The 18,993-nt window shown below is 63.1% G+C and carries 17 protein-coding genes; 8 read left to right on the top strand and 9 right to left on the bottom strand.

What is annotated here, in order from left to right; genetic code table 11:
* Positions 1-33: 33 nt before the first annotated feature.
* Positions 34-1,908, top strand: a complete 1,875-nt coding sequence (locus tag ACXJKE_RS01370; RefSeq protein WP_457278781.1) for an SLC13 family permease — start codon at positions 34-36, stop codon at positions 1,906-1,908.
* The gene (locus ACXJKE_RS01365) at positions 1,905-2,930 is read left to right on the top strand and encodes an ABC transporter substrate-binding protein (protein WP_457278780.1); all 1,026 of its coding nucleotides are present in this window, start codon (positions 1,905-1,907) and stop codon (positions 2,928-2,930) included. Before ACXJKE_RS01370 ends, ACXJKE_RS01365 begins: the two co-directional genes overlap by 4 nt.
* A gap of 9 nt (positions 2,931-2,939) precedes the next feature.
* Here ACXJKE_RS01365 and ACXJKE_RS01360 read toward each other — a convergent pair whose 3' ends face one another.
* The 3 genes from ACXJKE_RS01360 to ACXJKE_RS01350 all read right to left on the bottom strand — a co-directional run bounded on the left by ACXJKE_RS01360 (position 2,940) and on the right by ACXJKE_RS01350 (position 4,709).
* Positions 2,940-3,728 (bottom strand): substrate-binding domain-containing protein, encoded by a 789-nt coding sequence (locus ACXJKE_RS01360; RefSeq protein ID WP_457278779.1) that lies wholly within the window; start codon positions 3,726-3,728, stop codon positions 2,940-2,942.
* 43 nt (positions 3,729-3,771) lie between these two features.
* Positions 3,772-3,990 carry a hypothetical protein gene (locus ACXJKE_RS01355; protein ID WP_457278778.1) on the bottom strand — a complete coding sequence of 73 codons (219 nt, stop codon included), beginning with the start codon at positions 3,988-3,990 and terminating at the stop codon, positions 3,772-3,774.
* Between the two features lie 122 nt (positions 3,991-4,112).
* Positions 4,113-4,709: a 3'-5' exonuclease gene (locus ACXJKE_RS01350; protein WP_457278777.1), complete on the bottom strand. Its 597-nt coding sequence runs from the start codon at positions 4,707-4,709 to the stop codon at positions 4,113-4,115.
* A 123-nt stretch (positions 4,710-4,832) separates the two neighbouring features.
* Here ACXJKE_RS01350 and ACXJKE_RS01345 point away from each other — a divergent pair, with 123 nt between their 5' ends.
* The gene (locus ACXJKE_RS01345) at positions 4,833-5,090 is read left to right on the top strand and encodes a hypothetical protein (RefSeq protein WP_457278776.1); all 258 of its coding nucleotides are present in this window, start codon (positions 4,833-4,835) and stop codon (positions 5,088-5,090) included.
* Positions 5,091-5,114: 24 nt separating this feature from the next.
* Here the strand turns inward: ACXJKE_RS01345 and ACXJKE_RS01340 are convergent, their stop codons facing one another.
* The gene (locus tag ACXJKE_RS01340) at positions 5,115-5,840 is read right to left on the bottom strand and encodes a site-2 protease family protein (protein WP_457278775.1); all 726 of its coding nucleotides are present in this window, start codon (positions 5,838-5,840) and stop codon (positions 5,115-5,117) included.
* 13 nt (positions 5,841-5,853) lie between these two features.
* Positions 5,854-6,846, bottom strand: a complete 993-nt coding sequence (locus tag ACXJKE_RS01335; RefSeq protein ID WP_457278774.1) for a DUF2167 domain-containing protein — start codon at positions 6,844-6,846, stop codon at positions 5,854-5,856.
* Positions 6,847-7,067: 221 nt separating this feature from the next.
* Between ACXJKE_RS01335 and ACXJKE_RS01330 the strand changes: the two genes are divergently transcribed.
* On the top strand, positions 7,068-7,655 hold the full coding sequence (locus ACXJKE_RS01330) for a hemerythrin domain-containing protein (RefSeq protein ID WP_457278773.1): 588 nt from the start codon (positions 7,068-7,070) through the stop codon (positions 7,653-7,655).
* A 134-nt stretch (positions 7,656-7,789) separates the two neighbouring features.
* Here the strand turns inward: ACXJKE_RS01330 and ACXJKE_RS01325 are convergent, their stop codons facing one another.
* Together ACXJKE_RS01325 and ACXJKE_RS01320 are read right to left on the bottom strand one after the other, a co-directional pair.
* On the bottom strand, positions 7,790-10,894 hold the full coding sequence (locus ACXJKE_RS01325; RefSeq protein WP_457278772.1) for an FAD-binding and (Fe-S)-binding domain-containing protein: 3,105 nt from the start codon (positions 10,892-10,894) through the stop codon (positions 7,790-7,792).
* Between the two features lie 70 nt (positions 10,895-10,964).
* A complete protein-coding gene (locus tag ACXJKE_RS01320) occupies positions 10,965-11,660 on the bottom strand; it encodes a GntR family transcriptional regulator (RefSeq protein ID WP_457278771.1) in 696 nt (231 codons plus the stop codon).
* Positions 11,661-11,775: 115 nt separating this feature from the next.
* Here ACXJKE_RS01320 and ACXJKE_RS01315 point away from each other — a divergent pair, with 115 nt between their 5' ends.
* From ACXJKE_RS01315 to ACXJKE_RS01305, 3 genes are all read left to right on the top strand, one after another.
* Positions 11,776-12,996 carry a pyridoxal-phosphate-dependent aminotransferase family protein gene (locus ACXJKE_RS01315; protein ID WP_457278770.1) on the top strand — a complete coding sequence of 407 codons (1,221 nt, stop codon included), beginning with the start codon at positions 11,776-11,778 and terminating at the stop codon, positions 12,994-12,996.
* 81 nt (positions 12,997-13,077) lie between these two features.
* On the top strand, positions 13,078-14,055 hold the full coding sequence (locus ACXJKE_RS01310) for a Bug family tripartite tricarboxylate transporter substrate binding protein (protein ID WP_457278769.1): 978 nt from the start codon (positions 13,078-13,080) through the stop codon (positions 14,053-14,055).
* Positions 14,056-14,144: 89 nt separating this feature from the next.
* The gene (locus tag ACXJKE_RS01305) at positions 14,145-15,269 is read left to right on the top strand and encodes an ABC transporter substrate-binding protein (RefSeq protein ID WP_457278768.1); all 1,125 of its coding nucleotides are present in this window, start codon (positions 14,145-14,147) and stop codon (positions 15,267-15,269) included.
* Positions 15,270-15,278: 9 nt separating this feature from the next.
* On the opposite strand, the gene nth is transcribed toward ACXJKE_RS01305, so the two are convergent.
* The gene (gene nth / locus ACXJKE_RS01300; protein WP_457278767.1) at positions 15,279-15,923 is read right to left on the bottom strand and encodes an endonuclease III; all 645 of its coding nucleotides are present in this window, start codon (positions 15,921-15,923) and stop codon (positions 15,279-15,281) included.
* Positions 15,924-16,029: 106 nt separating this feature from the next.
* On the bottom strand, positions 16,030-17,076 hold the full coding sequence (locus tag ACXJKE_RS01295; protein ID WP_457278766.1) for a BLUF domain-containing protein: 1,047 nt from the start codon (positions 17,074-17,076) through the stop codon (positions 16,030-16,032).
* A gap of 242 nt (positions 17,077-17,318) precedes the next feature.
* On the opposite strand from ACXJKE_RS01295, the gene ACXJKE_RS01290 reads away from it, so the two are divergent.
* The gene (locus ACXJKE_RS01290) at positions 17,319-18,983 is read left to right on the top strand and encodes an alkaline phosphatase family protein (protein ID WP_457278765.1); all 1,665 of its coding nucleotides are present in this window, start codon (positions 17,319-17,321) and stop codon (positions 18,981-18,983) included.
* Positions 18,984-18,993 lie beyond the last annotated feature (10 nt).

Raw genomic sequence — 18,993 nt, 5'->3', positions numbered from 1 at the left:
CTTACCGTCACCTCACTGTAGGTCCGGGAATCCATGCCTGTTTCCTCCGTCATTTCCGCTGCCATCCCCGACGCCGACATCCTGGCGCTTTTGCGTGGCGACGCGCTGTTCGCCGACCTGTCCGGCAGCCAGCTTGCACGCCTGCTCGGCAGCCTGCACACGCTCGAATTCGCCGCCGGCGACACGCTATACGAGAAAGGCGCGCCGGCCGAATATCTATACGTGATCGAAGCCGGCGAGCTGCAGCTGACCACGCCGGCCGGCCGTACTGTGGTGCTGCCCGGTATGCGCTGCGGTGAAGAAGCCGCCTGCGACACGGCCAATTATCTGTGCAGCGTCACGGCCGCCACGCGGGTCAGGGCGGTGCAGGTTCCGCGCGACGCCCTGGCCGAGCTGGTTGCAAAATCGCCCGCCTTGCGCAACAAGGCCTGGCTGACGCTGATGGGTTATGTGGGCGGCGAATCCTTTCTTGCGCCGGCCCCCGGCAAGCCCGCCGCCAAAAAGCCGGCCAAACCCATTTCCCGGCGCGAGCTTGTCGGCTGGCTGGGTGTGGTGCTGGTGCCGCCCGCGATTTATTTCCTTTCCGGCATGGCCGGGCTGGTGGTGGAGGCCTCGTTGTTCCTGGCCATCCTGTCGGCCACGGTGCTGATGTGGCTGTTCAACCTGGCCGATGAGTTCGTGCCGCCGCTGGTGGCCATTACCGCGGTGTTGATCGTGGGTCTTGTGCCCTACGAAGTCGCTCTGGCCGGGTTCTCGTCAAGAACACTCACCACGCTGGTCGGTGTCTATGCGCTGGCCGCCGTGATTTCCGCCTCGGGCCTGAGCTATCGCTTCATGCTGTGGTTGTTGATACGCCTGCCCGACACGCCGTTCTGGCACCAGGCGGCGCTGCTGCTGTCGGGTTACCTGCTGTCGCCCATCATGCCTTCTGGCAATGCGCGGCTGTCGCTGGTGCTGCCGTTTTACCGCGACATGATCGAAGGCCTCAACCTGCCGGCGCACAGCAAGTCCGCCACGGCCTTGATGGCCGCCACGTTTTCCGGCGCCATGCTGTTCTCGCCGATGCTGCTGACCAGCAAGTCGTCCAACCTGACGGCTTTCGGCATGCTGCCCGTGCAACTGCAGGACCAGTTCCAGGGCCTGTTCTGGTTTGCCGCTGCCGGCGTGGCCGCGCTCACTGTCACGGCCATGCACCTGGTGGTGGTGCGCCTGTGTTTTGGGCGCACGGCCCAGGCCGCTTTGCCCAAGGAAAGGCTCAAGCGCCAGCTGGCCTTGCTGGGCGACGTCACCCGGTCCGAAAAAGCTGCACTCACCGGTTTCCTGTTTTTCCTGCTGGGCGCCGGCACCGCCGGCTGGCACCAGATTTCTCCTGCGTGGCTGGCGGCCTTTTTGCTGGTGGGCCTGCTGCTCATGGGCTTGCTGAGCAAGAAAGACTTCCAGCAGAAGATCGACTGGCCGATGATTTTCTTTCTGCTCAGCCTCGACGGCCTGAGCCGCGCCATCAGCTACCTGGGGCTGGACACCGCACTGGCCCATTCGGCGGGCAACATGTTTGATTTCGTCGGCGGCAAAATGGTCTGGTTCATTCCGGTCGCGCTGGTGGTCACGCTGCTGCTGCGCCTGGTGCTGCCGATCACCGCCGGCATGATCGTGGCTGCGGTCATCCTTCTGCCGATCGGGCAGGCGCAGTTCATCAACCCCTGGGTCGTGGTCTTCCTGACTGCGATGTTCAGCGACATCTGGTTCATGCCCTACCAAAGCTCGCAGTACCTGCAGGTCATGGGCAGCGGGCTGGACCGCTACTACAAACACACCGATTTCCTGCGCTATAACCACTGGATGAACCTGGCGCGCCTGCTGGCGGCCTATCTCTCGATCCCTTACTGGGAATGGCTGGGCCTGGTATGAAAAATGGAACCCTCGCCGTCCTGACGGGTGCGGCCCTTCTTGTCGCGTTGCTGCTGCTGGGCATGTTCAACCTGTCCAAGCCGCGGGTGCTGGTGCTGCACAGCTCGGACCGAAGCTCCACCACCGTCGGCAAGATGGACGAAGGCATACGCCATGTCCTGGACAAAAACAGGCAGCCCTTGACTGTTCGCTGGCATTACCTCGGCATAGACCGCCTTCCCGATGAAGACCATCGCCAGGACGCCGCAAAAGAAGGCCTGCGCGCCATTGAGCAGTTCAACCCCGACCTGGTGATTGCCGTAGACGACGAAGCCCAGCAATACGTGATGCGCCGCTTCGCCGGGCAGGGCCGTCCCAGGGTGGTGTTCGCCGCCATAGACCATGAGCCCGCAGAGTACGGCTACGTGGGCGCAGCCAACGTCACCGGTGTCGCCGAGCGCCTGCCGCTGGCCGCCATGCGCGACTTGCTGCAGCACGTCAAAAAGGGCCAGCCCGTACGTGTGGCGGTGCTGGGCGACGCCGGCCCCACCAGCCAGGGTCAGCTCAGGCAGGTCGAGGCTTTCAACTGGGCGCCGCACAGCGTGGTGGCTACCCACACACTGGGCGATTTCCCCGCCTGGCAGGCTGCCACCAAGGCCATGGACGGCAAGGCCGATGTGGTGTTGGTGCTCTCGCACGGCAGTTTGCGTGCCGGGCCCGCAGCGGCCGGCGTGGTGCCCGATGCCGAGGTGATCAAGTGGCTCGAAGCCAATGCCGCGCCCTTGCCGCTGGGGGTCGATATTGAATACGTTCAGCAGGGCGGGGGGCTCAGTGTGGCGCCGTCCGCCAAGTCGATGGGGGAAATCGCTGCCGCCGACGCCCTGGCCTGGCTGAAGGCAAAACCCGCCAGTGCACCACCGCTTCCGGGCCAGGACGCGCGCTACAGCGTGGGTTTGCGCGCTGCCGCCCTGCGTGCCCGCAACATCACGCTGCCGTCGATCTACACCGAGGCCGCGCGGCTGGAGCAACTCTACTACCCCTGATACCCGCTATTACCGAGGCGTAATGGGTTCCAGCCCGGTTTTCCGGATGACGGGCGCGGCCGCCGCAGTGGTAAAGAAACGAATCAATGCACGTGCGGCATCCTGCTCGACAGCACCGGTGGCAATGCCCGCTGAAAACACGGTGACGCGCTGTACTTCATCCGGCAGTGGCCCCACGTAGTCGATGCCCGGAACCGGAAGCAGTTCGCTGACCTGCTGGAAGCCCAGTTCGGCATCGCCGCGGGCCACCACGGTGCCCACCCGCTCGCTGAGTATTTTGGTGCTCTTGCCCGCAACCTGCGCGGAAATTCCCAGGCGCTGGAACAGCTCGGTCGAGATATAGACACCGCTCGCGCTGGCCGAGTAGGCAATGGACCGGGCGTCCAACAGCGTGCGCCTGAGCGCGTCGACCGTGCTGATGTCAGGCTTGGGCGCACCTGCGCGTACAACCATGCCGATCAGGGAGCGCACCAGGTCCACCCGGCTGCCGGCTTGCACCTTGCCCTGGCTGATGAGCGCATCCAGCGCCGGCGCCGCCAGGATCACGATGTCGGCCCGCTCCTTGCGCGCCAGCCTGTTCGGAATGGCATCCGGTGCGTCGCCCATGGAAGCGCCATACGCCGTGATGACTTTGTGCCCGGTTGCACGCTCAAAGGCCGGCACCAGCTCGTTGTAGGCGGCGGTAAAGCCGCCCGAGGTCATCACATGAATGTCGGCCGCCCACGCGGCGCCGCCGGGCCATACCAGCACGGGCAGCAGCAGCCAAAAGATCCTGCAGAACTTCAGAAGTTGTTGCATGCCATCTCCTCGTTTTCTTCGATCTGATGCGTGGATGCCTGACTCAGCGCACGCACTCAAACCCGTACTGCTCGGGGGTCGGCTTTGTCACCAGCCGGGCGTGCAGGCCGCGCTTCTGACATTCCATTTCAGCGATGTCGGTGGCTTCGCCCAGTTTCGACGGGCGGGCTTTGACCACAATCAGTTTGTCATTGACGCTGACCAGTTCGGCGGCGCAGCCGGACATCAGGACGCAGGCGAGCAGGGGGAGCAGTGTTTTCATGGTTGTTTCCTTCTAAAGATAAAGACAATTTTGGCCGTCAGGGTTTTTAAGTAAAAAGCGGTTGAAACCCTTTGTGGATAAGCGCAGCCAGCTATCAATTTGGTAGCGTATTGCGGCCGCGCTTACCCCAGCCCCAGCGCTTTGTACACCCGCAGCGCGCCATAGGCATCGTTGGCCGCATAAATGATCTGCGCTTCCGTTAGCCTTTCATTGGCCCAGTTGGAGGTGGCGGCCTTCTTGGACTTGAGGAAGCGCTTGTTGAACATCACGGCCACGGCGCCGCGCACACCCATGTCCTTGCGGTAGCCGCGCTCGCGGAACACCACGTTCAGGTCCAGCACGCCCTGCAGGTCTGTGCCCAGCTTGCGGATGATGCGGCGCTGGTCGTCCCCCAGGCCGAAGCCTGCCTTGATGATGGCAGGCGAGCTCAGCAGCAGCCCGACCACGCGGCGGCATTCGGCGTCTTCGAGCTGGAAGATCCAGGCCTTGTCGAGCGCCGAAAGCTGCACGATGTGCGGCCCTTCAGAGGCCTCGTTTTTGGCAAAGGTCGGTTTCGACTCGGTGTCAAAGCCCAGCACCGTGGCGCCAGCCAGGGCCTGCAGCGCTGCGGCGGCCTGGGCCGGTGTCGCCACCACCTGGATCTGTCCCAGGCTCAACCGGTCGAACGGCTCCAGCAGGGCAATTTCTTCTTTTCCGGGGGTTGGGTGACGCTCTGTCATGGGTATTGGGGCATAAGTGGGCAAAAAACAGGGCCGCGGCAAGGTCTGTGCAAGGCTAGAGCTTACAGTCAGGGTTAACGCATTACACCGGACAGCCCCCGACCGCCCTCACTCACCCACACCATGGCAGCAGCACAAAGCATCACCACCGAGCAATACAAGCTCTTTCCGTCGCCGCGCAACCGGCACCGTACGATTTTTCTGCACCAGGTGTTTGTGCCGCACTCCTTCATGCTGATCGACATGGAAAGCTACGGGCTCAAGGGCAAATACAGCCTGTTCGGCGCCTGCCGCCTCGCCGACATGCGCATGGGGCAACTGGTGACGCTGGAGCTGCCCGAAGACGAGGCGACCTTCAACGCGAAGTTTGTGCCGGACTGACACGAGCCGTGCGTTCAACCCGATTTACCGGATGCCGCTGACGCCGCGCAGCATTTCATGCACGTCATGCGTCATTACCGCCAGAAACGCCGCCAGGGCCAGGTAATAAAAGCCGTATTCAAAGCGCGTGGCCGCACTGGTGGCGTAATAGGTTTTCGCCTCTTCGCTGTCTGATTTGTAGCGTATGGCCTTCAGCAGCTGCGGCCCGGCCAGCAGCGCCATCAGGATAAGCATGGGGCTGGGCCGCCAGAAGAACAGGCCCACCAGCACCGGCACCCCCAGAAACCAGATGCGCGGCGACAGCACCGCGGTGATGCGGCCTCCGTCAAACGGCGACAGCGGAATCAGGTTGAAGAGGTTCAGGAAAAAGCCGGAATAGGCAATCGCCAGCAGCAGATTGCTGTCCTGGTCGCGCGCCAGAAAATAGCAGGCCAGCGCGCCTATCGTGCCCAGCAGCGGGCCGCCCAGGCCTACATACGCTTCGGTTTCGGCGTCATGCGGCATGTCCTTGAGCTCTACCCAGGCGCCCACAAACGGAATGAATGTGGGCGCGCCCACATTGAGGCCGCGCTGCCGCGCCGCAATGTAGTGGCCCATTTCATGCACAAACAGCAACGCCACAAAACCCACCGCGTAGCGCCAGCCGAACAACAGCGCGTAGGCAAACACCGAAATCAGCATGCTGCCGCCCGTGAGCAGCAACTTGCCGAACTTGGCGCCGGTGAAAAGCAGCAGCAGGAGTTTCGTCACGCGAAGGTGCTTTTCAGGCGGTGGGCGGTGCGGGGGGTTTTGCCGGGGTGGTTGGCGCGTTTGCCGCACTGCCGAATGCGGCAGGAACCGTCTCCTGCTCGGCGGCCGCGACCGGCATGGGCGCTGCAGCCGGTTTGCGCTTGAAGTATTTCAGGAACACCGCGCCAAACCCCGCCACGGCCAGAAAGATCACCTTGGCAAATTTGGCAAAAAAGAGCGCGGCGACGGCGAAGAAGCCGAGTTTTTTCGCGGCCACGCCCAGCACCAGCGCGGCCAGGCCGTATTCGGCCACCTTGTCGGTTTTGGAATTGAAATCGGCGTAGCGTTTGCCGTCGTTGTATTGCAGGGCCGACAGCAGCTCCGCGGCGACGGGTTTGTCTTTCGGCAAATCATTCAGCGCCGTCACCAGGTTCAGGCTGAAGTAACCTTCACGCCCCAGCGCATAGGTGTTGTAGTTCACCCCTTGCGTGGCATCGGGCGCTGCGCCGCGGTCCTTGCTGGACATGGCCCACGCCAGCCGGTGGGTGGCGGCGTTGTAGGCCGGTTTTTCGGCCCAGCCGACAATTTCCATTTCAGGAAAACCCATCTTCTTGCGTTCGCTGTTCGAGGCCTCTGTGCCTTCGCGGTAGCTTTTGAGAAGGTCGTCGGCGTTCCAGTCCTTGGCGTCGTCGTCTTTCACGTAGCCTGCGGACTCAAAGCGCACCGTGACAAACCAGGAGTCGTTGGCCGCCGGAAACACCAGGCCCTGCAGCCGCGAATCCTTGCCGGGGTTGCCCATGGCATTGAGAAGCCTGGCGGCCTGCGGCTGCGGCACAAAAATGCGGCCGGCCGGCAGCTTCAGCACCGCCTGGTCGGCCAGGGAAATGTCCTGCGGGCCTTCCTTGGCTGCTGTACGGGCTTCTGCCCAGATTTTTTCGGCTTCGTCTTTTGTCATCGGCTGCGCCAGGGCAGCACCGCAAGACAGCACAACCGCCAGCGCACAGATGCGCGTCCACAAATGGTTCATCAAGTCCTCCCTGTTGGAATAAATTTCCGGATATTCTGACACGGGCTTTGGGGGAACCGGCGGCTGTTTGATCTGGATCAACAGCGCCCCTGATCGCCTCCCTATAGTCAAACTGGCTGCACGGTGTCCGGTTGGCTCTTCCCGGCGCTTCCTGGCTGTTGTCCGGCTGTTGCCGGGTTGGCTGGCCGGCAGGGTGCATCCGTTAACCAGGGGAAAGATCCATGAGCATCCATCACGTCAGCTACCACAGTGGGGAATTGCCCGCGCCTCCCGCCGCTGCGGGCCTGGTTGACCTCGCCATGCCGCTGGCCGGCTTCTCGCAATGCCACTTCGGTATCGTGTCCCAGCTGCAGGCTTTCGCCGAACTGCCGGCCTTGCTGGCCGCGGCGGCGCAAGCGCGCAACGTCGCTTCGCACACGCTCAGCCTCTTCAAGTACGCGGTGGCAGGCCACCATGCCGACGAAGAAAATGAGTTGTTCCCGGCGGTGTTGCGCAGTGCCGCCAAGGGGGAAGAGGCCGACAAAGTCAGCGCGATGATCAAGCGCCTGGTGGCCGAGCACCGCAAGATCGAATCGATCTGGAAAGACCTCGAACCCGCAGTGAAAGCGGCGGCAAAAAACCAGCCGGCAGAGCTGGACCTGCAAGCGGCGGAGGCGCTGGTGCAGGCCTACCTGAAACACGCGCGCTTTGAAGAGGAAGAATTCCTTCCGCTGGCCGAAACCATCCTCGGACGCAACGGCAACCACATGGCGGCACTGGGCCTGTCGCTTCACCTCAGGCATGCGCCCATGGTGGTGGGGCATGTCTAGGCGCTTGCGTGGCTGAAATGTGTTGCACCGGAATATTCAAGCAAAACAGGCTGTAGCCCAATAGGGTAAAGCGCAAGCAGCTATTAAAAGTATAGCGTTCCGGGTGCTGAAAACATGCCGCGTGGCGGCCGCCCTCAGCCCCGCAGCTGCTGCGCCAGCAGTACCGCGACGTGAATCGCCTCGCGCTGCGCGCCGTCCCTGATCTGGTGGCGGCAGCTGGTGCCGTCGGCCACCACAATGGCGTCGGGCTGCTTGCGCACCGCTGGCAGCAGGCTGAGTTCGGCCATCCGCATCGACACCTCGTAGTGGTTGGCCTCGTAGCCAAAGCTTCCTGCCATGCCGCAGCAGCTTGACTCGATCAGCTCAGGTTTTGCGCCGGGAATCAGCTTGAGCACATCCATGATGGGGCTGACCGCGCCAAAAGCTTTCTGGTGGCAGTGGCCGTGCAGCAAGATGGGTTGGGCCGTCGCTTTCAGCCGGCCCTTGAGCTTGTCGAGTTTGCCGTCGGCTGCCTCGCGCGCCAGAAATTCCTCCAGCAGCAATGCATGGCGGCTGATGGTGTGCGCTGCTTCGCCCAGGCCCATCACCAGCATCTCGTCGCGCAGCGTCAGCAGGCAGGAGGGCTCCAGGCCGACGATGGCGATGCCCTTTTCGGCAAAGGGCAGCAGGGCTTCCACCACCTCGCGCGCCTTGGCTCTGGCCTTGCCTACCATGCCGCTGGCCAGGTAAGTGCGGCCGCAGCACAGGCTCTTGCCGTCGGCCTCGGTTTTCGCAGCCACATGCACCGTGTAGCCGGCGGCCTGCAGCACCTTCAGTGCAGCCAGTGCGTTTTCTGACTCAAAGTAGCCGTTGAAAGTGTCCACAAACAGCACGACCGGCCGTGCGGCGGCCAGCACTTCTTCGCGGCTGGCGGTCGTGATGCTTCCTTTCGACGCCGCGCCGGGTTTGTTCAGGCGCTTCCAGAATGTCTGGCGCGTCCATTGCGGCAGTGTGCGGCGGGCCGACAGGCCCATCAGTTTTTCGCTCCAGGCCGCCAGCACCGGCACCTTGTCGCGCAGGTTCAGCAGCGGCGCCAGGCGGCTGGCCCAGTGGGCATAGTCGGGCAGGTACGCCACCATCTTGTCTTTGAGCGTGTAGCCGTGCTTGTGCTTGTAGTGGTGCAAAAACTCCACCTTCATTTTGGCCATGTCCACACCGGTGGGGCAGTCGCGCTTGCAACCCTTGCAGCCCACGCACAGGTCCATGGCTTCCTTTACAGCTTCGCTGGTGAAGGCGTCTTCGGCCTTCATCCCGTCGAGCTGCCCGCTCAATGCCAGGCGCAGTGTGTTGGCGCGTCCGCGCGTCAGGTGCTGCTCGTCGCGTGTCACGCGGTAACTGGGGCACATGGTGCCGGCATCAAACTTCCGGCAATGGCCGTTGTTGTTGCACATCTCCACGGCCTTGGCAAAGCCGCGGGCCGGGTCGCCGCCGCTGCCGGGTGCGCTGGTCCTTTCGGTGGCCGGGTCGTTCTGCACGTCCCAGGCGCGCCAGTCCAGCGCAGTCTTCAGGGGAATGACACGGTAGCCCGGCGGAAACCGCATCAGCCGCGTGTCGTCCATCTTGGGCGGGTTGATCATGCGTCCGGGGCTCAGCAGGCCCGCCGGGTCCATGTATTGCTTGATGTCGGCGAAGGCCTGGCTGATCTCCGGGCCAAACTGCCACTTGATCCATTCCCCGCGGCACAGGCCGTCGCCGTGTTCGCCGCTGTAGGCACCCTTGAACTTGCGCACCAGCACGGAGGCTTCTTCGGCAATCGCGCGCATCTTGGGTGCGCCTTCACGCCGCATGTCCAGGATGGGCCGCACGTGCAGCGTGCCGACGGAGGCATGGGCATACCACGTGCCCTTGCTGCCGTACTTCCTGAAGATCTCGGTCAAGGCGTCGGTGTAGGCGGCCAGATGCTCCAGCGGCACGGCGCAGTCTTCGATAAAACTCACCGGCTTGCCGTCGCCCTTGAGGCTCATCATGATGTTGAGGCCGGCCTTGCGCACCTCCCACAGGTTTTTTTGCGGTGCGTCCTCGGTCATCTCCACCACCGAATCGGGCAGCAGCAGGTCGCCCATCAACTCGCCCAGGCGCTTGAGCTTGGGCAAGAGATCGGCCTTGCTGGCACCCGAAAACTCCACCAGCAAAATGGCCGCCGGATCGCCGATCAGCGCGCTGCGGATCGTCGGCGCAAAGGCCGGGTTTTGCAGCGACAGGTCAATCATCGTGCGGTCGACCAGCTCTACCGCAGTGAGCGTGCCTTCGCCGATTTTGACGATGAATTGCGCCGCATCCATGGCGCGGTAAAAGGTCGGGAAATTCACCACACCCAGCACCTTGGCCCGGGGCAGCTCGCTCAGTTGCAGCGTCAGCGACCGGGTCAGCGCCAGCGTGCCTTCGCTGCCTATGAGCAGATGCGCCAGGTTGACCGAGCCGTCGCTGGTGTAGGGCCGCTCGCTCTGCGGGTCGAAGATGTCCAGGTTGTAGCCGCCCACGCGCCGCATGACTTTGGGCCAGCGCCGCTTGATGAGGGGGTGCAGCTCCTCGGCCAGCGCACGCACGTGGCTGCCCAGCTCGCGTGCCTTGCCGCTGCTGCCGGCGTAAGCGCCCAGCTGCAGCAGGCTGCCGTCGGATGTCCAGGCTTTGGCACCCAGCACGTTGTGCACCATGTTGCCGTAGGCAATGCTGCGGCTGCCGCAGGAGTTATTGCCCGCCATGCCGCCCAGCGTGGCCTGCGCGCTGGTCGAAACATCCACCGGGTACCACAGGCCGTGTTTTTTCAGGGCTGCGTTCAGGTGGTCCAGCACAATGCCGGGCTCTACCTCGGCGGTACGCTCTTGCGGGTTCACCGCCAGGATGTTGCGCACATGCTTGGCGTAGTCGATGACCAGGCCGGTGCCCACGGTTTGCCCGCACTGGCTGGTGCCGCCGCCGCGCGGCACGATGGGCACCTGCATGTCGCGGCAGATGTCCAGCGCGGCCTTCACGTCGTCTGCCGTGCGCGGCACAAACACGCCCACAGGCATGACCTGGTAGATGGAGGCGTCGGTGGCGTAACGGCCCCGGTCGGCCGGCGAAAACAGCACTTCGCCCTGTGTTTCGGCGGCCAGCCGTGCCGCAAGCCTGCCGGCAACTTCATTGCTGATGCGGGCCACGTTGTCGTAGGCGTGGGCCGCGGCCTGCCGGGATATCTTGAGTGGAAGGGGGGCGTTCATCGCGGGCGATCCGGGTTTTGTGTGGGTGTTGAGGCCCGGCCCTGAAGCCAGGCAAAGGTCACGTTGCAGGTCACGCCCTGGAAGGCGTGCTGGCGGGCGCCGCCGCGGCGCGCAGTTGCTGGACCACGACTTCGCGCTTGCTGGCCAGGTGGCCCAGCAGCACCTTGCGCATGGCGGCGGTGTCGCGCGCAGCCAGTGCGTCAATCATCAGCTCGTGTTCATTCACGGCTGACTTCCATTTTTCTTCGTCCTGGTTGGAGCGAAAGCGCAGCGCCTGCAGGCGCGCGTTGACCTGCCGGTAGGTGGTGGTGAGCACCGGGTTCTTCGCGGCCGCGTTGATGGCGCTGTGAATGGCAGAGTTGAGCCGGTAGTAGTTGGGCAGGTCGCGGCGCGTGTAGGCGGCCATCATTTCAAAGTGCATGGCCTTGATTTCGGCCAGCTCATCGTCGGTGATGCGCTGGGCGGCCAGTTCGCCCGATTGCGCCTCCAGCCCGGCCATGACCTCAAAGGTATTCAGCACGTCGGCTTCGGTGAGTTCCACCGCTATCGCACCGCGGTTGGGCAAGAGCTCGACCAGGCCCTCTGCGGCAAGCATCTTGATGGCCTCGCGCAGCGGTGTGCGCGAGACGTTCAAAACTTCGCTGAGTTCGCGCTCATTGAGCTTGGCGCCCGGGTGGATGCGGTTTTCAACCAGCATCTGGCGCAGGCGGTGCGCCACCTGTTCGTGAAGGGCAGCGCGGGGGATGGGAATGATTTCGGCGGCCATAAGCAAATTTTGTATGCAAAAAACAGGGGTGTCAAATCAATTTGTAACCCTTTGCTCTATTGACAAATGAATTTTGTATGCAAAAAATAGCGTCCTACTTCTGGAGTTTTTCGCCATGTTGACGCTTGACTTTCACCCCACCGGACGTCATTTTCTGCAAATTCCCGGCCCTTCGCCGGTGCCTGACCGCGTCCTGCGGGCCATGAGCCTGCCCACCATTGACCACCGCGGCCCCGAATTCGCGGCGCTGGGCCTCAAAGTGCTGGCCGACATCAAGAAGATCTTCCAGACCCAACAACCCGTCATCATTTACCCGGCCTCCGGTACCGGCGCCTGGGAGGCCGCGCTTTCCAACACGCTGAACGCGGGTGACCATGTGCTGATGTACGAAACCGGCCATTTTGCTGCGCTGTGGCAAAAACTGGCCGCGCGCCTGGGCCTCAAAACCGAAGTCATCGGCTACCCCGGCGCCGACGTCTGGCGCCATGGTGTCCAGGCCCACCTGATTGAAGAACGCCTCAAAGCCGACACCCAGCACAGCATCAAGGCCGTCTGCGTGGTGCACAACGAAACTTCCACCGGCGTGACCAGCAACATTGCCGCCGTGCGCAAGGCGATTGACGCCGCCAGACATCCGGCCCTGCTGTTGGTTGACACCATTTCGGGCCTGGCCTCGGCCGACTACCGCCACGACGAGTGGGGCGTCGACGTCAGCATCAGCGGCTCGCAAAAAGGCCTGATGCTGCCGCCCGGCATCAGCTTTAACGCCGTGTCGGCCAAAGCCATCGAAGCCAGCAAAAAGGCCACGCTTCCCAAGGCCTTCTGGGCCTGGGACGAAATCATCGAGATGAACAAGACCGGCTACTGGCCGTCTACCCCCAACACCAACCTGCTGTACGCCCTCAGCGAAGCCTGCGACATGCTGCTGGAGCACGGCCTGGAAACCGTGTTTGCGCGCCACCAGCGCTGGGCTGCCGGCGTGCGCGCCGCGGTCAAGGCCTGGGGCCTGCAGATCCAGTGCGCCGATGCGGCCGTGTATTCGCCGGTGCTGACCGGCGTGATGACACCTGAAGGCATCGACGCCGACGCAGTGCGCAAGATCATTTACGAACGCTTTGACTGCTCACTGGGCACCGGCCTGGGCAAGGTCAAAGGCAAGATGTTCCGCATCGGCCACCTGGGCGACTGCAACGACCTCACGCTGATGGCGGCGCTGAGCGGCTGTGAAATGGGCCTCAAACTTGCGGGCGTCAAGCTCGCGGGATCGGGTGTGCAAGCCGCCATGGACCACTTTTCCAGCCATGCGGCTGTGGTGCCGCAGCGCAAGGCAGCCTGATCACCCGCTGCGCACGACCGCAGGGTGTTACGTCAAACGGTCATCAAAATTCCATAAATTACCGAATCAAAAAGGGAAACCATGCAACGCAGAACCTTTATCAGCGCGACGGCGGCCACAGCCGCCATGGTGGCGTCACCCATGCTCAGGGCGCAAACGCTGCCCAGTGGGCCGGTGCGCATTGTGGTGGGTTTCCCGCCCGGCGGCGGCACCGACGCGCTGGCGCGCGTGGTGGGCCAGAAGCTGTCCACCATGTGGAACACCTCGGTCATCATTGAAAACAAGAGTGGCGCGGCCGGCGTGATTGCCGCCGACTACGTGGCCAAGCAGGCCGGTGACGGCAACACCTTGCTGATGGCCCACATCAACAGCCACGCGCTGGCGCCAGCACTGGGCATCAAGCTCGGCTACGACGCTGATCGCGACTTCGTGCCCATCAGCATGGTCGGCGTCACGCCCAACATGCTCATCTGCAATGCCGACCAGCCCGCCAAAACCGTGAAGGACCTGGTGGCCTTGTGCAAGGCCAAACCCGGCCAGATCAGCTTTGCTTCTGCGGGCGGTGGTTCGGCCCAGCACTTTGCACTGGAAATGTTCAAGCTTCAGGCAAAGATTTTTGCGCTGCACATTCCTTATCGCGGCTCCGGCCCGGCGCTGGTCGATCTGATCGGCGGGCAGGTCAACTACTGCTTTGAAACCATGACCTCGGCCACGCCGCATGTCAAAAGCGGCAAGGCCATCGCGCTGGCGCAAACGCGCCTCAAGCGCGCCAAAGGCCATCCCAATGTGCCCACCATGGCCGAGTCCGGTTTCCCGGGTTTCGAAGCCACCGTGTGGTACGGCCTCATGGGCCCTTCAAAGATGCCGCCGGCCATGGTCCAACGCATGAACGAAGACGTCAACAAGGTACTGGCCATGTCTGACGTGCAGGAAAAGATGGACCAGTATGGCGCCGAAGACGGCGGCGGCAGCACCGAAAAATTTGCGGCCTTCATCAAGATGGAGCAAAAGAAGTGGGCGCAGGTGGCCCAGCAGGCCAAGGTCAGGGTCGACGCCTGACATACACCGCGCACCGGAAGCACAAGCCGGCCTTGGGCCGGCTTTTTTATTGACACCAATTTTTTCACAAGAGGGTAGGGATTCGTTTCATGAAAGTTGTTAATTTTTCAAAGGGCGGCCGTTTTCTGGCCGCTTTTTTTCTGGGTCTGGCCGCCTCGGCCGCTTCGGCCGACATCGTGCTCGGCCACTCGGGTGACCTCTCTGGCAATAGCGCCGCACTGACGACCGACTATGTGCGCGGCATGAATGCGTACTTTGATGACATCAACAAAAAAGGCGGCGTTCGCGGCGAGAAGATCAAACTCGTCAGCCTGGACGACGGCTTTAATCCCGACAAGACGGCCGAGAACACCAAGGCCCTGATCGAAACCCAGAACGCCGTAGCGCTGGTGGGCTATCGCGGCACGGCCAACATGCTGAAGATTGTGCCCCTGGTGCAGGCGGCCGGCATTGCAGAGATCGGCAACACCAGCGGCGCAAAGTCGCTGCGTGAACCGTATGTGTCCAACCTGTTCCACGTGCGCGCCAGCACCACCGACGAGATCGAAGCGGCGGTCAACCACGCGTGGACCATCGGCATCAAGAAAATCGGCGTGATGTACCAGGACGACGCTTTCGGCAAGGAAGGCCTGGAAGCCCTGAACGCCGCCATGCAAAAGCGCGGCGCAACGGCTGCTGCCGTGGCCCCGGTGCCGCGCGGCACGGTTGACGTTGCCAAAGCTGCCGAGGTGATTGCCGCGGCGCAGCCGCAAGCCGTGATTTTGATCGGGCAGGCCAAGCCCAATGCGGCGTTCATCCAGGCTTTTCGCGCCAAGGGCGTGACCGCCCAGTTCATGGTGCTCAGCGTGTCGTCCGGGCTGCATGCCGAGCTCAAGGATGCGGCAGCCGGCGTGATTGCCTCGCAGGTCGTGCCTTACCCGTTTACCGAGCTGGGCAACGCCGTCGTGCGTGAATACCAGACCGTCATCTCGTCCAACGGCGACAAGAAATTCAGCTACAACAGCATGGAAGGTTTCCTGAACGCCAAGCTGGTGGTGCGCGCGCTGCAAAAGACGCCGGCGCCGGTTACGCGCGCCAAACTCATCAGCACGCTCGAAACATTCACCAATGAAGACCTGGGCGGCTTTGCATTGACTTACAGCAAGCAAAGCAATCTGGGTTCGCGCTTCGTGAATCTGACAATGATTCGCGCCGACGGCACCTTCGCCCGTTAGGCGCTTTCTTTACGCCGCCGGCGGCGGCGTCTTCGGTTCAAAGTCGCACCACGGTGCCACCGCGCATTGCCAGCACTGGGGCTTGCGCGCAATGCACACATAGCGTCCGTGCAGTATCAGCCAGTGGTGCGCATCCACCATGTATTCGGCAGGCACACGCTTGAGCAGGCCCAGCTCGACTTCCAGCGGGTTTTTGCCGGGCGCCAGGCCTGTGCGGTTGCTCACGCGAAAGATGTGCGTGTCCACCGCCATCGTGGCCTCGCCAAATGCCGAGTTCAGCACCACGTTGGCCGTCTTGCGGCCTACGCCGGGCAGGGCCTGCAGTGCTTCGCGGCTGCGCGGTACTTTGCCGCCATGCTGCTCTACCAGAATCTGGCACGCTGCCAGCAGGTTTTTGGCCTTGGTCCGGTACAGCCCGATGGTGCGGATGTAAGACTCCAGGCGTTCCAGCCCCAGGTCAATGATGGCCTGCGGCGCGTTGGCCACCGGAAAAAGCTTGCGCGTCGCCTTGTTCACACCCACGTCGGTGGCCTGCGCGCTCAACAGCACGGCGGCCAGCAGCTCAAACACGCTGGTGTATTCCAGCTCGGTCACAGGCATCGGGTTGGCCGCCTTCAGCGTGGCAAAAAATGGGGCGATGTCTTCTTTTTTCATGCCTCGCAGTGTATCGGCGCGCGCAGGCCGGCGCGCGCAAACACCTGTCCGTGCAGCAAGATGCCGATAAACAAAAACGGGGAAATGGGGAAATGGGGCAGGGCGCTCAGGCCGCCATGCGCGGCACGTCCCACACCGAGCTGGACGGCGCACCGGCCCGGTCCAGCTGGTCGCGCATCGTCTGCCATATGGCGTTGCAGTTGTCGGGCGTGGCAACGCCCCCGACGACATACTCCAGCTGCGCAGCCTTTGCCATCTCCTGCATGCGCTGGTGGGTCGCGGTGTCGCGGGCAACCCCCACCAGCACCGGCTTCGCAGGCAGGCCGTCGCAGGCGGCGATCATGCGGTCCATCAGCGCATCGTCAAACTTGGCCGCGCCGCAAAAGAGCATCACAAAATGCGGCCACTCCGGAAGGAAAGCCCGGCGAAGCCCGTGCGTCAGGCCGTTGCGCGCCACGGCAATCAGCCGGCATGGGTAGCCGCCTTCCATGAAGTCGACATACTCGCTGCTGCCGTCAAAGTCTGTCTCGCCGGCAAAGCGCCGTTTGGCGACCACCCCGCCCGTCTTTTGGGCCAGCCAGCCCACCATGTCGAAAGCCTCGGTGCCGCTGGCCGAGCAGATGCCCATGCGGTGAAAGGCTTCGGGGTCTGCGAGTGCCTGCGCCTGGGCAAGTTGCATGGGTGCCGACAGGCGGCGAAGCACCGAGGAGGGCGAATACTGTTTGCCCTTTTCAAGTTGCTCCCGCAGGGCCATGACCCGGCGGCCGAAATAAACCGCCGACTCGGTGGCCTGCGACATCGCCATGGACCACGGTGTCGGCAAAAGCCGCCGCCCCTTGCTGGTGTGCAATGTATGGGGTGAATGGTGGCGCGGGTCGTGTTGCACAACATGCTGCAGCAAGTCCCGCACTGCCGCCGAAGGCCCTTCGACCCAATGCACAAACCAGCCGCTTTGGTAATGCAGCACTACGTGCAGACCGAGGGGCGTGTTGTGGCGCAGCGACTCCGTGCGGATGTTTTCCATCTGCGCGAAGATGCCTTCCCGCATGTTGCACATGCTCGCCGTCACCACGCGATCAACCTCCGTCTCTCCTGGAGCGGCGACATATGGCGCTACGTTGGGCGCCGTGTCCGGCGCTGCGTTGTTGGTCATGAATGCATCCTGCCTTACAACCGAAACGCACGTCAATCCTTTGGCATTGAAACCAAATGTGAACGAGACAGAAGTAGTAGTCCGGAGAGCCATGGTCCTACACAGGGGACCCAAATGGGTACGTGGTGACGCAGTTACCATGCAAGCCTTCCCGGCAACAGGCCGTGACAGCCAGGCCTGCTACGGGTGACTACTGTTGCCCGCAAACCATGAACTCACCTAGCATCACCCGCATGATCCCAATGAAACTTCACACACCTTTGCGTATTCTGGTTGCCGCGTTCACGGCAGTATTGCTGGCCAGTTGTGCCGCAGCGCCCGGCGCTACCGCGCCATCGCAAGCCGCTGCACCGCGGCCCAAACTCGTTGTCTTCCTGGTGGTGGACGGGCTGCCGCAGCGCCAGGTGCTGGACTATCGCGACCAGCTCGCGCCCGATGGCCTGGCACGCTTCCTTGACCGCGGCGCCTGGTTCGCCAACGCGCATTACGGCCATGCTTTCACCGTCACCGCGGCCGGCCACGCAACCATGCTCACAGGCGCTTATCCGCATCGCACCGGCATCATCGGCAACGACTGGCGCGACCCCATCACCGCAGAGCCGGTGTATTGCACGGGCGACACCACGGCCACTTACATCGGCCACCAGACCAATGCGCTCGACGGCACCAGCCCGAAGAACCTCAAGGTGGAAACGGTGGGCGACGTGCTGCGGCGGGTAGACAGCCGCTCAAAAGTGATCGGCATCTCCGGCAAAGACCGCGGCGCCATCCTGCCCGCCGGCAAAACCGGCACGGCCTATATGTACATGGGCGCCACAGGGCAGTTTGCGTCCAGCACGCACTACATGGCCGCGCATCCGGGCTGGGTCAATGCCTTTAACGGCCAGAAGCTGGCCGACCGTTACTTCAAGACCGAATGGAAAGCCCTGCTGCCCGAGGCCGCCTATGCGCGCTCTGTGCCCGACCAGCAAAAATGGTTTGGCCCCGCCGGCGGCGGTTTGCCAGCCATGTACGGCGCGCCCGACGACACGGCGCCCGGACCGCGGTTTTACAGCTCGCTGCTGCGTGGTCCTTTTGTCGATGCCATGTCGCTGGAGTTTGCCCGCGCGGCCATTGCCGGCGAGCAGCTGGGGCAGGACGACATTCCCGACATCCTGTCGGTCAGCCTGTCGGGCCACGACTACGTGAACCACGCCTACAGCGCCGAGTCACGGCTGTCGCACGACCACCTGCTGCAACTCGACCGCATGCTGCAGGCCTTCTTCCAGGACCTGGACGCCCGCGTCGGCAAAGACAACTACCTCGTCATGCTGACGGCCGACCACGGCTTCATGCCGTCACCTGACTACCTCGCCAGCCAGGGCCGTGAGGCCGGTCGCGTCAACAGCAGTCAGGTGCTGTGGCGCGTCAACACCGGCCTGGAAAAACGGTTTGGCGAAGGCAAATGGACGGCGGGATTCTCCGGCTCCAGCTTGCTGTTCGACAAAAAACTCATCGCGCAAAAGCAGGCAGACCCGAATGCCCTGGCAGAAGAAGCCCGCACCCTGCTGCTGGCAGAGCCCGGCTTTGCCGCGGCCTATACCCGTCGCGAACTGGCAAGCGCAAGCCGTGCCGGTGCGCCATTTTTCGATCAGATCCGAAAATCCTGGCACGCCGATGTGTCGGGCGACGTGCAGTATTCACTCAAGCCCGGCTGGATGTTCGGCAACACGGTCGCCACGCATGGTTCCCCGCATCCATATGACACGCAAGTGCCCATCCTGATGTACGGCCCGGCCTGGACAAAGCCCGGCCGCATCGATGCGCGGGTGGAAGTGGTGGACATCGCGCCCACGCTGTCGCGCCTGCTGCGCATTGCGCCGCCTTCCGCGGCCGAGGGCAAGTTGTTGCCGCTACAGGGGCTGTAGGGCCCCAGGC

The organism is Polaromonas sp. P5_D5, from assembly GCF_054049435.1.
The sequence above is the reverse complement of the archived record's forward strand: the minus strand, read 5'-3'. Positions and strand labels throughout refer to the sequence as shown.